The sequence below is a fragment of the Sulfitobacter donghicola DSW-25 = KCTC 12864 = JCM 14565 genome, from assembly GCF_000622405.1.
GTDB classification, from domain to species: Bacteria; Pseudomonadota; Alphaproteobacteria; order Rhodobacterales; family Rhodobacteraceae; genus Sulfitobacter; species Sulfitobacter donghicola.
In genome coordinates this window covers 3,125,176-3,139,973 of sequence record NZ_JASF01000005.1, presented here as the reverse complement: position 1 = coordinate 3,139,973, position 14,798 = coordinate 3,125,176, and the positions used below count along the sequence as shown (strand labels likewise).

Here is a 14,798-nt window from a genome sequence, read left to right as displayed (position 1 = left end):
TGAAAAATACATGCTTGATAGTACCAAAATTAGCCGCCGACAGTCTGAAATTCGCCAAGAGTTGGCAGCGCTTGTTGGCAAAGAAAAACCGACCGAAGATGAAACCCGAAGCCTTGGTGATCTTGATGGGGAGTATCGCACGAACGAAACGCGCTACCGTGCTGCTTTAATTGCAGAAGATGAGCAGCGAAGCGAAGCCAAGGGCGAACTAGAAACCCGTTCTGATCGTGAATATGCCGATCTGATTGGCCGTTTTGAACTGCGCCAAGTTGCATTGGCTCTGGATGAAGGCCGCGCACTTGATGGTGCGACTGCCGAGGTGGTTCAAGAAATGCGTGGTGCTGGTGGGTTCCGGGGCGTTCCGGTTCCTTTTGAAGTGCTAGAACAGCGTTCGACAGTTTCGACCGATACACCTAGCCCAATCAATACGCGGCCCATTATTGACCGCCTGTTTCCTGCATCTGTTGCGGCACGTCTTGGCGTTTCGTCTGTCAGCATCGCTCAGGGTTCCGAAGCGTTCCCCGTAGCCACTGCTGGCGCAACTGCGGGCTGGGCTGCTACAGAAGGCGGCAACGTGCCGAATGATACCGCTTTTCAAACGGGTGAGACTACCCTGTCTCCTGATCAAACGCTTGGCGCTCACATGCGGATTAGCCGTAAGGCTTTGAAGCAATCCGGTGCTGGCCTTGAGGCTGCAATTCGTCGGGATATGTCGGCGGCCATTGGCACCGAACTGGACCGCGCAATTCTACTTGGTTCGGGGTCGGCTGGTGAACCGCTAGGCGTTATCTCTGGTGCTGCGACCTATGGCATTGTTGATACCGATATGACTGCCGCTGCTCCGACTTGGACCGCATTCAAGGCCGAAGTGATTGCCTTCATGCAGGCCAATGCAATCACAGACCCTTCCCAAGTTAAACTGGGTATCTCCCCAGCGATCTGGGGCGATCTGGACGATGCAATTTGGGACGCTGGCAGCGGCATTACAGAATGGGACCGATTGGCCAAGCATATCGGCGCGGGTAACATCGTTTTGGGGAACCAACTTACCGCTGGCACGGCGCTGCTGACCACAACCGTCAATGGTGTGGCCCCCGCATTCGTCGGCCTCTGGGGCGGTCTGGACCTTATCCGTGACGTGTATAGCGATGCACAATCAGGAGGGCTGCGCCTAACGGGCCTTATCACTGCTGACGTTACTGTGGCGCGTGGTCTGCAAACGCGCATTATGTCGAACATCGGATAAGTCATGTTTACCAGCTTTTCAGATGATGCTGGGCTTGAACTGCGAGCGGCGGGCGATGGTTCCCGCCGTCTTAGCGGGCGGTTCCCCTATGGCAGACGTGCCGTCCTAAGTGATGGGGGCCGCAACGGTGGGCGTCCGCGCAAAGAAGTAATCAGGCCAAAGGCGTTCGCCTATCGCGTAGACCGCCCAGACGAAGACATTCACATTCTGCTAGGTCATTCTTATGACAAGCCGCTTGCAAGCCGCAAAGCTAAAACGCTGATCCTGACAGACAGTGAAGACGCGCTGACTTTTGAAGCAATCATAACGCAAGAGGTGCAGCAAACATCTTGGGCGCAAGACTTCTTTAACGCCTATGCCGCTGGCCTTGTTCAAGGGATTAGCCCCGGCTTTCGCATTCCACCGCCCCGCGCAGTTAAAAATGCTGAAACGGTAGAGGATGAAGACCCCACCGAAGGCACTGCGATCATTCGCAACATCTGGGCAGCGCTGCTTTACGAACTCTCTTTTGTCACGCGACCTGCCTACCATGAAACCGAAATTGAAGAACGCAATTGGAACCTGACCGATAGTGGGTTGGCGGTTCCTATACAGCCCTTGAATAAGTGGAGGCTGTAAATGTCGCTTTTGCATATTGATGAAGCCGAACCTGCTGCATATCCGGCACCGCCTGATGATCTATCAACCGCTGCTGCGGCTCTTGAACCTGCTTTGGTGTGGCAGCGTATAGAGGCATTCATTCGCTATCGCTGGGCCGAACGGCAAGTGGTTTGGCTGGTGAATGGTAGCGGCTATCGCAACGGGGCTGGTGCCGTTTGGACGCCAACACTTTGCCCTGTATCGAGCATGGCGCGGGAGGTATGGGACTATGAAGCCGAAGATTGGGTGGCATCGCCATACCGTAAAACGCCTACAGGAATGCTGCTTGCCCATAAATGCCAATACAGGATCACGGCAACTGTGGGCAGCACTGACGCGCCACCCGCTGCGGTTCTAGAGGCTTATCGCCGTTTGGCTGAATACATGGCAGCAACCTCGGCTGCGCCTGCTGGTGCGCGTTCCTACTCAATCGACGTTGGGCAAATTTCTGAAAACATCCGGCTTGATCCTAACCACATGGCAAGAGCCATTCACAATTCCGGCGCGGCTGATCTGCTGCGCCCATATCGCCGCTTGGGGGTGAACGATGAAAATTCTTGATTGGTTCAAACGAGCCGACAAAGAAGAGCAACGCAGCTTAACAGGCGCGGGCTATACCGCCGATATTATGGCAGCGCGATCTAGCTGGATCACAGGGCAAACGGGCATTGCCGAATTAACTGCTACAGTGCAAGGCGCGATTAGCCTTTGGGAAGGCGCTATGGCGCTTGCTGACGTTGATGGTGCCGACATGCTAGACCGCCGCACAATGGCATTGCTTGGGCGTTCTCTGGCCTTGCGTGGTGAGTTTGTTGCGCTGATAACCGAAGGCGGGCTGGTGCCTGCATCTGATTGGGTAATCTCGACACGCAACGGCAAACCCCGCGCTTATCAATTGACCTTGCCAGATACAGGGGGCGGGCAGGCGGTAACTGCTCTTGCAGGTGAGGTGTTGCATATCGTGACGGGGGCCGATCTGGGCCAGCCTTACTTTGGCTCTGCACCATTACGCCGAGCAAGCCTAACGGGTGACATGCTGGCAACGCTGGAAACGGCGTTGGGTCAAGCCTATGACGCTATGCCGCTTGGGTCGCAAATTGTGCCATTTCCCGAAGCTGCTGACACTGACATGGATACGCTGGCGCGTGGGTTCCGTGGCAAACGGGGGCGGGTTCTATTGCGTGAATCTGTTCAAGTCACTGCGGCTGGTGGGCCAGCACCGTCACAGGATTGGAAAGCGTCTGACGTATCGCCCGACATGCAAAAAACCATGTCACTGCAAACGCTGGAAAGCGCTAGGGATGCGATCAATCACGCCTTTGGGGTTCTGCCCGGTCTAACCAATGCCGCAACAACTGGGCCAATGGTTAGAGAGGCGCAACGCCACCTTGCACAATGGACCTTGCAGCCAATCTGTGCCTTGTTGGCAGAGGAAGCCGCAACCAAGCTGGGCAGCCCCGTTAAGATCGACGTTATGCGGCCCCTACAAGCGTTTGATGCTGGCGGCAGGGCGAGGGCGCTGACAGGGATCATTCAAGCACTGGCGTTGGCCAAAGAAGCTGGCGTGGACGCTGACAAGGCAATGCAGCTTGTGGATTGGGAAGGTTAGCCTTGTTGTTTTTTTAACTTCTTGCGCAATCTAACCAGTCTCTTGTCGAACTCATTGGCCCAACCTTGCGAGCGGCCTGTTTCACACAGTTCTATCGCCTCTTTAAACTTGCCCTGCTTTTCATAAATTATAGCAAGTTGATCGTAACCATAGTGCCTTGGAATCCAAGCCTCACGGTCTTCTGTTGCTCCCCATCTTTCCGCTGTTGCAAACATCCTAGCGGTTTGAGGGGCAAGGGCTACTTGCTCTTTGCAAGCTTCGATTGCTTTCGATAGCGCACCATCATGCTCGTCTCGCCATCGATAGTAAAACTTTATGCGTTCTTGGCATCCAAAATGAATATCTTCGATGTTTAGGTTGGCCGTTGGATATGTCTCGGCTTTCTCCATAATTTTTAACGCAAGTTTGAAGTCCTCACTATTGTTAAACCACATAGCCATTGAAGACAGCGGGCTTCGTGGGGAGCGTGCATTTGTAGTTAGCTCTGTCAGCGGGGAAGGAGCATCCACGCCAAAAGGTCTGTACTTTTCTAAGATACGCGCTCTTTCGTTTTCAGTGAAGGCGGTTTGCCACCACTCCCAAAGGTCAAATGTCCCTAAAATGCCACCACTTGGTTCGGTCTTTTTTTTGAAGAATGAAAACATGGTGAGGCCCCCTTAGCGGAACAGAATATGGTGGTGTGAAGCGAATTGACACCATAATTTTCAGTCACAGTGCAGCACATCATGTAACAGAATCTATGCGGGGTAGTTTGAGGGGTTGAATGTGGAGGGTGTTAAAAACAACTTAATAACAGTACCTTAAAGGGGGCTCTGGAGCGGGTAACGAGAATCGAACTCGTAACTAAAGCTTGGGAAGCTGCCGTGATACCTTTTCACCATACCCGCGCGCCAGTGCGGATGAGGTAATCTGCGTAGGCCCAAGGGTCAAGAGGGTTTGCGCAGAAGGCGGGCAAAGTTAAAGGAAAGGCCGCGCAGAAGGTATGCGCGCGGCCTTTCAGTTTGATTTATCCGCGGCGTCGACGGCGACCACCGCGCCCCTCACCATCGCCGCCGCCCGTGTTAAAGGTTTGGGTGGGTAGGGTGACAATGGAATTCAGGATCGGGAAGGGCTCTACCGCATTGGGCATGGCCGAGGCGTTCACGAAATGCTCTTGAAAGCGCGGCTCGATCGCGGTTTCGATCTTGTGGATCTGGCGCACGGTTTCTTCGATTTCCGAGCGCGCCTCGCGGTTCAGCAAAGCAATCCGTGCACCTGTGCCCGCAGCGTTACCAGCCGAGGTCACCTTGTCCAGTGGCGCATCGGGGATCATCCCCAAAACCATCGCGTGTTTCGTCGAGATATGCGCCCCAAAGGCACCCGCCAGCACAACGCGGTCCACGCTATCAACGCCGAATTTATCCATAAGCAGACGCGCGCCCGAGTATAGCGCGGCCTTGGCCATCTGGATTTCACGGATATCGCGGTTGGTTACGGTGATTTTCGGCCCGCCATTTTCAGAGCCATCATAGACCAGATAGCTATTGGTCCGACCATCGGCAAAGACAGAGGGCGAGCCTGTTTGCTCTGCGGTTCCAATCAAACCAGGGGCGTCAACGATGCCGTGGATACGCATCTCGGCCACCATTTCGATGATCCCTGATCCGCAGATGCCCGTGACGCCAGTCTGTGCGATTGCCGCATCAAATCCGTCCTCATCAGACCACAGGTCAGACCCAATAACCTTGAAACGAGCGACCTTTGTTGCTGGGTCAATCTCGACCCGTTCAATCGCGCCGGGGGCGGCGCGTTGGCCAGAACTGATTTGCGCGCCTTCAAACGCTGGACCAGTGGGAGAGGAGCAGGCGAGGACTTTTTCCTTATTCCCCAGCAGGATCTCGGCATTTGTGCCCACATCAACAACCAAAACCAGATCATCCGAAGTTTGCGGGCTTTCTGACAAAGCCACCGCAGCGGCATCGGCGCCGACGTGGCCCGCGATACAGGGCAGCATGTAAACACGGGCGGATTCGTGGATGTTCAGGTCCATGTCACGGCCACGCAAGCGCATGGCATTGGAGGTCGCGAGCGCAAAAGGCGCCTGACCCAGCTCAAAAGGATCAATGCCAAGGAACAAGTGGTGCATCACAGGGTTGCACACAAACACAGCGTCAACGATTAGCTGTTTGTCGATTTCCGCCTCGGAGGCCAGCTGCGTGAACAGCCCGCACATGCCTTCACGTACGGCCAGCGTCATTTCTTCGGCGCCTTTGGCGTTCATCATGGAATAGCTGACACGGCTCATCAGGTCTTCGCCAAAACGGATTTGCGGGTTCATCACGCCTGAGGAGGCGACGACTTCGCCAGTTTGCAAGTCACAAAGATGCGCCGCGATCGTGGTTGAACCAAGGTCAACAGCGACGCCGTAGATCGTGCCATCATAAAAGCCAGGCCAGATGTGCATGATGCGCGGTTTGTTTTCGTCATCGCCAAGGTGCACAGCGACAGTGATTTTCCAGCCCCCTTTGCGCAGGATCGGCTGCATGACCTGTAGGATGTGCAGATCGGCGGTGACTTCTTCCAGTTCCCACTGCTCTAGCAGGGCTTGTTGTAGACGTTCCAGATCGCCTGAGGGGTCGTGCATGTCCGGCTCGGCCACCTCAACGTAGAACAGTTTGGTTGAGGGGTTCAGCGTGATGTCGCGGACCTCGGCGCGTTTGCGCACAACCTGTTTGTGGACTTGGCTTTCGGCAGGGACGTCGATGACCACGTCTTTTAGCACAGTGGCCTGACAGCCCAAACGGCGGCCTTCCTTTAGCCCACGTTTTTCGTCATAGCGCGCCTCAACCTTGTTCCAGTCGGACAGGGCATCGGAGTCAACGGTGACGCCGTGTTTGGAAAACTCGCCATAGCTGGGTGTGATCTGACATTTCGAGCAGATGCCGCGCCCCCCACAGACCGAGTCCAGATCAACGCCCAATTGCCGTGCAGCCGTTAGGACAGGTGTGCCAACAGGAAACCGCCCCCGCTTGCCAGAGGGGGTGAAGATTACAAGTGGGTCATCGCTCATGATCGGGTTCCTGCTGTATCGTTTCAGGCAACATAGCCAAGCTGACGCCAAGCGAAAGGCCACCCTGCGTCATAAAAGCGTGCAAGGGCGTCATTTCTGTTGGATGGTTTCAGGTGTTGCGCCGAGCGTGAAAGATGAAGCCTAGGAAATTCAGCAAAATCTGGGCGGCCAAGATCTGTGTTGAACCCGAAGGATCATAGTCTGGGGCAACCTCCACTAGGTCCATGCCGACGACTTCGTGGCGCTCTGCCACCGCTTGCAATAGCTCTAGCACCTCATAATAGAGGAACCCACCATGCGAAGGCGTGCCCGTTCCCGCCGCGATAGAGGGGCAGAAGGCATCGATATCCAAAGTCACATAGACACGCGCGCCCTCAGGGATATGGGCCATGACGCCGCCTGTTCCCATTTTGCGGGCTTGGCGCACGCTGATGATATCAGACCCCATGGCGCGCGCGTCTGCGTATCCTTCTTTGGCGGTTGAACTCACATTGCGAATGCCAACTTGGGTCAGGCCCGTGACATAGTCATGCTCGGCCGCGCGGCGCATAGGGTTGCCGTGGCCATGGCGCACGCCGTGGCGCTCATCGACGAAATCCAGATGCGCATCAATTTGCAGGATGTGAATGTCGCCTTGGCCATCAAAGGCGCGAATGCAGGGGATGTTGACCGAATGATCGCCGCCAATGATGACGGGCAGGGCGGCGGCGTCCAAGGCGGCACGTACGCCTTTTTCGATATTGGCATGGCTGGCTTCGGTATCGGTATGGATGATGTCGGCATCTCCCATATCGACGATATTCACATCACCCGGCAAATAGGTTGCATCGTCTTCGTGATCATAAGCCCCCGCATGGCCAAAGCTGAACAGGGTTGAGGCTTCGCGCACGGCACGCGGACCAAAGCGCGCACCAGAGCGAAACTGGGTCCCAGCATCAAAAGGAGCCCCTAAAATAGCGACATCAGCATCCAGCTTTGCCCAGTCAGCCTCATAGGGGCGTTTGCCAAAGGTTGATATGCCAACAAAGGGAAGGTCCAACCTGCCGCTTTCGTATCCGTGTTTTGTCATTTCGCTCTCCTATTTGGCCCCAGCTTTGGACAGGGGAGAAATGAATGCAAGCGATCATGTGATCAGCCCTTTTCAATTGGCCATATCCGTGAAATAGCAAACCGCCAAATGAAGCCATTACCCTTGGAGGTTGCTATGGAGATTCGTGAGGCCCTGACGTTTGATGATGTGCTGCTGGTTCCGGCCGCGTCATCGGTTCTGCCCAGCACCGCAGATACCCGTACTCATGTCACAAAATCTATTTCTCTGAACATCCCGTTGCTCAGCTCGGCGATGGATACAGTCACCGAAGCCCGCATGGCCATTGCCATGGCACAGGCTGGCGGTATGGGGGTTGTTCACCGCAACCTGACCATCGAAGAGCAAGCGCGCGAAATTCGCCGCGTAAAGCGCTTTGAGAGCGGGATCGTCTATAACCCGATCACGCTGCGCGCAGATCAAACGCTGGCAGACGCCAAGGCCCTGCAAGAGCGCTACCGCGTGACAGGTTTCCCCGTTGTTGATGACACAGGCCGCGTTGTGGGTATTGTGACCAACCGCGATATGCGTTTTGCCCATGCTGACGATACACCTGTTCATCTGATGATGACCAACGACAATCTGGCAATCCTACAAGAGCCCGCAGACCGCGAGGAGGCGATCAGCCTGATGAAGGCGCGCCGGATCGAAAAGCTGCTCGTGACCGATGGTAACGGCGTTTTGACAGGGCTTTTGACGCTCAAAGACACTGAGCAAGCAGTCCTGAACCCAACGGCGTGTAAAGATGAACTGGGTCGTTTGCGTGTCGCTGCGGCGACGACAACAGGTGATGCTGGCTTTGAACGCTCTCAGGCTCTGGTCGATGCGGGTGTGGATATGATCGTGATCGACACCGCGCATGGGCACTCCGAAGGGGTCGCCATCGCGGTTGAACGCGCCAAAAAGCTGAGCAACGAAGTGCAGGTTGTAGCGGGTAACGTGGCCACGGGCGAGGCAACCCGCGCGCTGATCGGCGCAGGCGCTGACGCTGTGAAGGTCGGCATTGGACCAGGCTCTATCTGTACAACGCGTATGGTTGCGGGTGTTGGCGTTCCTCAGCTGACGGCAATTATGGATTGCGCCAAAGCCGCTGATGACACGCCTGTTATTGCGGATGGCGGCATCAAGTTCTCGGGCGACTTTGCCAAGGCGATTGCTGCTGGTGCATCCTGTGCCATGGTTGGCTCGATGATCGCAGGCACTGATGAAAGCCCCGGAGAAGTTATTCTGTATCAAGGCCGTAGCTTTAAAAGCTATCGCGGTATGGGCAGCCTTGGCGCCATGGCCAGCGGATCAGCTGATCGCTATTTCCAAAAAGACGCGGCCAGCGACAAATTGGTGCCTGAAGGGATCGAGGGGCAGGTGGCCTATAAGGGGAGCGCGTCAACTGTTGTGCACCAGATGGTAGGCGGTCTTCGCGCCGCTATGGGCTATACTGGCTGTGCCACTGTGGACGAAATGCGCAAGAACTGTTCCTTTGTGAAAATCACTGGCGCGGGTCTGAAAGAAAGCCATGTGCATGACGTGCAGATCACCCGCGAAAGCCCCAACTACCGGATCGGATAAACCATGACACCAGCCGCACGGGTGGCTGCGGCCATCGAGATTCTCGATATGGTGGGGGACGGTTTGCCCGCTGAACAAGTGTTGACCCGTTGGGGGCGCAACAACCGTTTTGCGGGCTCCAAAGACCGCGCCGCCATCCGCGATTACGTTTTTGACGTCTTGCGGATCCAGCGCACGGCAGCATGGCTAGGGCGCGCCTCTACGGGGCGCGGCCTGATGATTGGTCTGCTGCGCCATGAAGGTGTTGACCCTGCGGGCTTGTTCACGGGCGAAGGTCACGCACCTGCTCCTTTGATGGACTATGAGCTTGAGGCGCCTTCAGGGGACATGCCCGAAAGCGAGGCGTGGAACCTGCCGGATTGGTTGGTGGCGCTCTTTCAAGAGGGCTTGGGGGATGAGGCGGCTGAAACAGCAAAGCGGTTGCAAAGCCGTGCGCCGGTCATTTTGCGGGTGAATACCGCAAAGGCAACCCTTGGCGACGCGATTGAGATGTTGGCGCAAGCTGGCGTTGTGGTTGAGCAGAACCCCCTGAGTCCAAACGCACTTACAGTACTGGAAGGCCCTCGTAAAATTCGAAACGCACCCGCCTATTTGGAAGGCTATGTCGAGCTGCAGGATGCCAGCAGTCAGGCTGTGGTTGACGCTTTGCCAGAGGCAAAACGCGCTTTGGATTACTGCGCAGGCGGGGGCGGTAAATCCCTTGCTCTGGCGGCGCGCGGAGATATTCGGGTCTTTGCCCATGATATCGATCCTTCGCGCATGCGGGACCTTCCTCTTAGGGAGGCGCGCGCAGGCGTTGAGATCACCCAGCTCGGGACAGGTGATTTGGCGGATCAAGGACCATATGATTTGGTTTTGGTCGACGCCCCTTGTACAGGCAGTGGTTCTTGGCGCCGCGCGCCAGAGGCGAAATGGCGTTTGACCTCAGAACAGCTGGCGCAAACGATGGCCGTTCAAGATAGCATTCTGGATGAGGCCTGCCGCCTTGTGTCGGAGGGGGGAACATTGGCCTATGCGACCTGTTCGATCCTACCCGAAGAAAACAAAGCCCGTGTGGATGCCTTTTTGGCGCGCCATGAGGGCTGGGGTTGTGTTTGGGAAAAAACATTTTCGGTGAGCGAGAATGGAGACGGTTTTTACACTGCGCACTTGACCAGACAAAAATAACCTTCAAGATCAACCTAAGCGGGAAGGTTGCTGAGCTTTCCGTTTGGGTTAATCACAGATTAACCCTTACACGCGAAATTGGCGGCAGGATTCGAACGCTTAGTTCGATCGCTGTTGGAAGGGATAAAGAATAAATGAGTATCGGCGTCTCGCTGTCTCAACGCTTGATGAATGTTGCGCTAGGGCGGCTGTTTGCATTGGCTGGTTTGGCTGTACTTATAGGATCGGCGTCGTGGTTTACTTTGGCAGGCGTGTTTAGGGAGGTTGCGATCATCGCCTCTGCCAGCATGATGATTGTTGTTCTGGTGCTTGTTGTGATGCGCTCTGGCTATCGAATTTCCCGGGATCAAAATCAAAAATCCATCGCTCATTTTATCTCGAACGATAGCGCGCCCAGCTTTATTACCGCGGTTGATGGTGAGATTTCATTTTTGAATGAGGCTGCCGAAAAAGAATACGGTCCGAGAATGGTTGGAAACACCATGGCCGCAGCCCTTTCAGAGCGTATTGTGAACCCCGGGGCCATTTTGTTCCGCCTTCAATCCCGTGCCGAAACAGCAGGTTCGGCCAGAGAGGAAATCGTCACCAGCAGTGGTCAATTAACATTGGCTGTACATGCGATTGGCCCCTACGGGTTTGCATGGCGGATTGACACTCTTAATTCCCAAGCGGCTGGCAGCCATCCATCAGATAATCGGATTTTGCCGATGATGATGATCGGTCGGGGTGGGGCAATTCTATCTATGAACCATGCTGCGCGGCAATTTATTGGTGTGCGCTGTAAATCGTTGGATAATGTTTTTGCCGAACAGATCGTGGTTCCGGGAACGGTCATGCAGGTGTCAACAACGTCAGGGAACCAGCCCGCGTTAATTGCCCAAACCGAAGCTGGGGCAGGGCGAACTGCGCTCTATATGCTCCCCCCACCAGATGTAGGAACACCCGCGCAACGCCCTGATTGGCAGGTGTTTCAGGACATGCCCATCCCGATGGTTAAAATTGCACCGGATGGAACCGTTCTGGCGTTTAACAAACGGGCATCATCATTGATTGGTGTCGTCTTGGCCGAGGGCGCTCACCTTTCGGCTTTGATGGAAGGGTTGGGACGTTCAATTTCTGGTTGGCTAGAAGATACGTTGGCGGGCCGGCTGGTTCAGAAATCCGAGTTTTTGCGCCTGACCCGAGCAGATAAAGAGGCTTTTGTTCAGGTGACGCTCAACCGGATCGAAGAGGACGGGGAGGCTGCGTTGATCGCAGTACTTCATGACGCAACCGAACTGAAATCCCTTGAAGCTCAATTTGTCCAAAGCCAAAAAATGCAGGCGATTGGCCAGTTGGCTGGCGGGGTTGCGCATGATTTTAACAACCTGTTAACGGCTATTTCAGGGCATTGCGATCTTCTCCTGCTTCGGCATGACCAAGGAGATAGTGATTACGGCGATCTTGTGCAGATCAACCAAAACGCAAATCGAGCGGCTGCTCTTGTTGGTCAATTGCTCGCGTTTTCGCGCAAACAGACCCTCCAGCCGGAAACGCTGGATATGCGCGATACCCTGTCCGATTTGACACACCTCCTGAACCGCTTGGTTGGAGAAAAGGTCACGCTTTCTCTATGCCATGACCCGGTCCTGAAACCGATCAGAGCGGATAAAAGGCAGCTAGAACAGGTTCTTATGAATCTCGTCGTCAACGCAAGAGACGCAATGCCCGCTGGCGGTGAAATACAGGTTCTAACCGAATGCATCACGCTTTCCAAACCGATGCACCGTGATCAGGTTACCGTTCCAGCAGGAGAATATGTAACGATCAAAGTGTGCGATGAAGGTATAGGAATTCCATCTGATAAGCTTCAAAAAGTTTTTGAACCCTTTTTCACAACAAAACGCACTGGTGAAGGCACAGGCCTTGGCCTCTCCACCGCTTACGGGATCATTAAACAAACGGGCGGCTATATCTTTGTTGATAGTAAAGAAGGAGAAGGGACCTGCTTTATGCTCTTTTTCCCTGTTTTAGAGCAGCCCAAACAACTGTCGAATGATGTTGATGTTCAACTCCCGAAAGAAGCGCGTAAAATCTCTGAGGGTGGTGTCATCTTGCTCGTCGAAGACGAGGCGCCAGTGCGCGCCTTTGCCAGCCGAGCATTGCGACTAAGAGGGTTTACTGTGCTTGAGGCTGAAAATGCTGAGGTGGCTTTGGAAACGCTAGAAGATACAAGCCTGAAGATTGATGTGTTTGTTACGGATGTTGTTATGCCAGGAAAGGACGGGCCTAGTTGGGTGCGTGAGGCATTGGAGAAACGTCCAGACGTTCGTGTGGTATTTGTGTCTGGGTATGCTGAGGACAGTTTGGGGGAAGCACAAAAGAAAATTCCAAATTCGGTCTTCTTACCCAAGCCTTTCTCACTGAATGACCTGACAGATACGGTTAACAGACAACTTCATTAAGCCTTGGGGATTGAATCATAGAGAGCAAAATCCTCGGCAAACTTCTTGCGAAACCGTTGTTCAACGTCGGGTGAGAGGTTTACCGGAATTTGCGGGGAAACGTTTTGTTGAGGTAAATCCAGTTTGACAGACAACCGTTCCTCAAGAAACCGCTGAAGCCGTTCCTGATTTTCGTATGCAAACAGGTGGGTAATGCCTGTCCCATTGGGTTGCCGTTCAAGAAACTTTAACTGACTTCCGACTTCGGCGAAGGGGGGACGTTTGCCTTTCATGTAAGCCAAAACAAACTCATCAAAAGTAACATCAAATGTACTGGAGGGATTGCCCTTCATTGAAGGGCGCTGCCGATACCGATACCAGCTGCTTAGCCAGCTAATTGGTTCCCGCATGACGGCCAAAAGCTCCATTTCCGCGTTGCAAACGTTAAAAAACATGGGCCGAATGAATCTATTATACCGATAAACCGGAGCATGTTTCAGGGACGGCGGATTGGTAATGACTAAATCAGCGCGCGGGGCCAAGACAGTTTGATACGCCGTAGTTCCTGTTTTTGGCATCGATAGAAACGCAAGGCGTTCCTTAAAGAAAACAAGCATTTAGTCTGATCTCCCAATTGATCGTCCTGTTCTCTATATCATAAGTAAAATCTTAACCAATCCCGAACAAAGTTAGGATAGGAAAAAATTGATTGAAATGTTCCGCTTTTGTACCCATAAGAACATTAACGGAACATGCAAACATATAGACGAGGGCGATTGCCGCCACCGCCTCCCTGTGACAGTAAAGGATGAACGCAAATGGCAACGGCAGATCTTTTGAATATGGATAAGAAATCGGCAGACAAACAAAAAGCGCTAGATAGTGCTTTGGCGCAGATTGAACGGCAGTTTGGCAAGGGCTCTATTATGAAGCTCGGCTCGGACGACGCTATTCAGGACATCAAGGCATCTTCGACCGGTTCCTTGGGGTTGGACATCGCTTTGGGTATTGGTGGTTTGCCGATGGGGCGGATCATTGAAATTTACGGCCCAGAATCTTCGGGTAAAACAACCCTGACCTTGCACTGTGTTGCTGAACAGCAAAAAGCAGGCGGTGTTTGTGCATTTGTCGATGCAGAACATGCGCTGGACCCGCAATACGCGCGCAAGTTGGGTGTGGATATTGATGAATTGCTGATCTCCCAGCCTGATACGGGCGAACAAGCCTTGGAAATCACGGATACATTGGTGCGCTCCGGCGCGGTGAACATGGTCATCGTCGACTCGGTTGCCGCGCTGACCCCAAAATCCGAACTTGAAGGTGAGATGGGCGATAGTTCTGTTGGCGTTCAGGCGCGTTTGATGAGTAAAGCCATGCGCAAATTGACGGGCTCGATCTCTCGTTCGAATTGTATGGTGATTTTCATCAACCAAATTCGCATGAAAATCGGCGTCATGTTCGGCTCGCCCGAAACGACAACGGGTGGCAACGCGCTCAAGTTCTATTCATCGGTACGGTTGGACATTCGCCGCATCGGCTCGCTCAAGGATCGCGATGAGGTCGTTGGCAACCAGACGCGCGTCAAAATCGTAAAGAACAAAGTCGCGGCGCCGTTCAAACAGGTTGAGTTTGACATCATGTACGGTGAAGGCATCTCGAAGATGGGTGAGCTGCTGGACATGGGGGTAAAGGCGGGGATTGTTGATAAATCCGGTAGCTGGTTCTCTTATGGGGATGAACGGATTGGTCAGGGACGTGAAAACGCCAAGAATTATTTGCGCGAACACGAAGCCATGGCGATCGATATCGAGGACAAGATCCGTGCCGCGCATGGGTTAGATTTTGATGGCTCTGAAGATATGGATGATCCGGATATTTTGGACGGTTAATTCGCCTCTCATTTGAAGAAAATGATCCTAAAGGGTGTATGCTAATTCGCATGCACCCTTTTTTGCGATCCCCCCTGTGGACAGCACGCCGTGGCGTGGTTATTTCAGGTGGACATTTTCGCG

General features: G+C 54.0%; 12 protein-coding genes and 1 tRNA gene. 8 read left to right on the top strand and 5 right to left on the bottom strand.

Annotated elements, in window-relative coordinates:
- Positions 1-10 precede the first annotated feature (10 nt).
- From Z948_RS0116650 to Z948_RS0116635, 4 genes are read left to right on the top strand one after another with little or no spacing between them, the layout of a single operon-like run.
- Complete coding sequence (locus Z948_RS0116650; RefSeq protein ID WP_025060682.1) at positions 11-1,246, top strand: phage major capsid protein; 1,236 nt, start codon at positions 11-13, stop codon at positions 1,244-1,246.
- Between the two features lie 3 nt (positions 1,247-1,249).
- Positions 1,250-1,864, top strand: coding sequence for an HK97 family phage prohead protease (locus Z948_RS0116645; RefSeq protein ID WP_025060681.1), 615 nt, complete (start codon positions 1,250-1,252; stop codon positions 1,862-1,864).
- Entirely contained in the window at positions 1,865-2,446 is a 582-nt protein-coding gene (locus Z948_RS0116640; RefSeq protein ID WP_025060680.1) for a hypothetical protein, read from the top strand. It abuts the gene before it with no gap.
- Entirely contained in the window at positions 2,433-3,494 is a 1,062-nt protein-coding gene (locus tag Z948_RS0116635; protein ID WP_025060679.1) for a phage portal family protein, read from the top strand. The genes Z948_RS0116640 and Z948_RS0116635 overlap by 14 nt, the downstream gene beginning before the upstream one ends.
- Here the strand turns inward: Z948_RS0116635 and Z948_RS0116630 are convergent.
- The 4 genes from Z948_RS0116630 to speB form a co-directional block, all read right to left on the bottom strand.
- Positions 3,491-4,138 (bottom strand): hypothetical protein, encoded by a 648-nt coding sequence (locus Z948_RS0116630; RefSeq protein WP_025060678.1) that lies wholly within the window; start codon positions 4,136-4,138, stop codon positions 3,491-3,493. The two genes, Z948_RS0116635 and Z948_RS0116630, sit on opposite strands and share 4 nt — an antisense overlap.
- Positions 4,139-4,307: 169 nt before the next feature.
- Positions 4,308-4,381: transfer RNA gene (locus tag Z948_RS0116625), tRNA-Gly, on the bottom strand.
- Positions 4,382-4,500: 119 nt separating this feature from the next.
- Complete coding sequence (locus Z948_RS0116620) at positions 4,501-6,543, bottom strand: ASKHA domain-containing protein (protein WP_025060677.1); 2,043 nt, start codon at positions 6,541-6,543, stop codon at positions 4,501-4,503.
- Between the two features lie 109 nt (positions 6,544-6,652).
- Positions 6,653-7,612 (bottom strand): agmatinase, encoded by a 960-nt coding sequence (gene speB / locus Z948_RS0116615; RefSeq protein WP_025060676.1) that lies wholly within the window; start codon positions 7,610-7,612, stop codon positions 6,653-6,655.
- A gap of 135 nt (positions 7,613-7,747) precedes the next feature.
- Between speB and guaB the strand changes: the two genes are divergently transcribed.
- From guaB to Z948_RS0116600, 3 genes are all read left to right on the top strand, one after another.
- Positions 7,748-9,196 carry an IMP dehydrogenase gene (guaB, locus tag Z948_RS0116610; RefSeq protein WP_025060675.1) on the top strand — a complete coding sequence of 483 codons (1,449 nt, stop codon included), beginning with the start codon at positions 7,748-7,750 and terminating at the stop codon, positions 9,194-9,196.
- A gap of 3 nt (positions 9,197-9,199) precedes the next feature.
- Complete coding sequence (locus tag Z948_RS0116605) at positions 9,200-10,363, top strand: RsmB/NOP family class I SAM-dependent RNA methyltransferase (RefSeq protein WP_025060674.1); 1,164 nt, start codon at positions 9,200-9,202, stop codon at positions 10,361-10,363.
- A gap of 134 nt (positions 10,364-10,497) precedes the next feature.
- The gene (locus tag Z948_RS0116600) at positions 10,498-12,807 is read left to right on the top strand and encodes an ATP-binding protein (protein ID WP_025060673.1); all 2,310 of its coding nucleotides are present in this window, start codon (positions 10,498-10,500) and stop codon (positions 12,805-12,807) included.
- Here Z948_RS0116600 and Z948_RS0116595 read toward each other — a convergent pair.
- Complete coding sequence (locus tag Z948_RS0116595; protein ID WP_025060672.1) at positions 12,804-13,403, bottom strand: hypothetical protein; 600 nt, start codon at positions 13,401-13,403, stop codon at positions 12,804-12,806. The two genes, Z948_RS0116600 and Z948_RS0116595, sit on opposite strands and share 4 nt — an antisense overlap.
- A 201-nt stretch (positions 13,404-13,604) precedes the next feature.
- Between Z948_RS0116595 and recA the strand changes: the two genes are divergently transcribed.
- On the top strand, positions 13,605-14,675 hold the full coding sequence (recA, locus tag Z948_RS0116590) for a recombinase RecA (protein WP_025060671.1): 1,071 nt from the start codon (positions 13,605-13,607) through the stop codon (positions 14,673-14,675).
- The last annotated feature ends 123 nt before the right edge of the window (positions 14,676-14,798 follow it).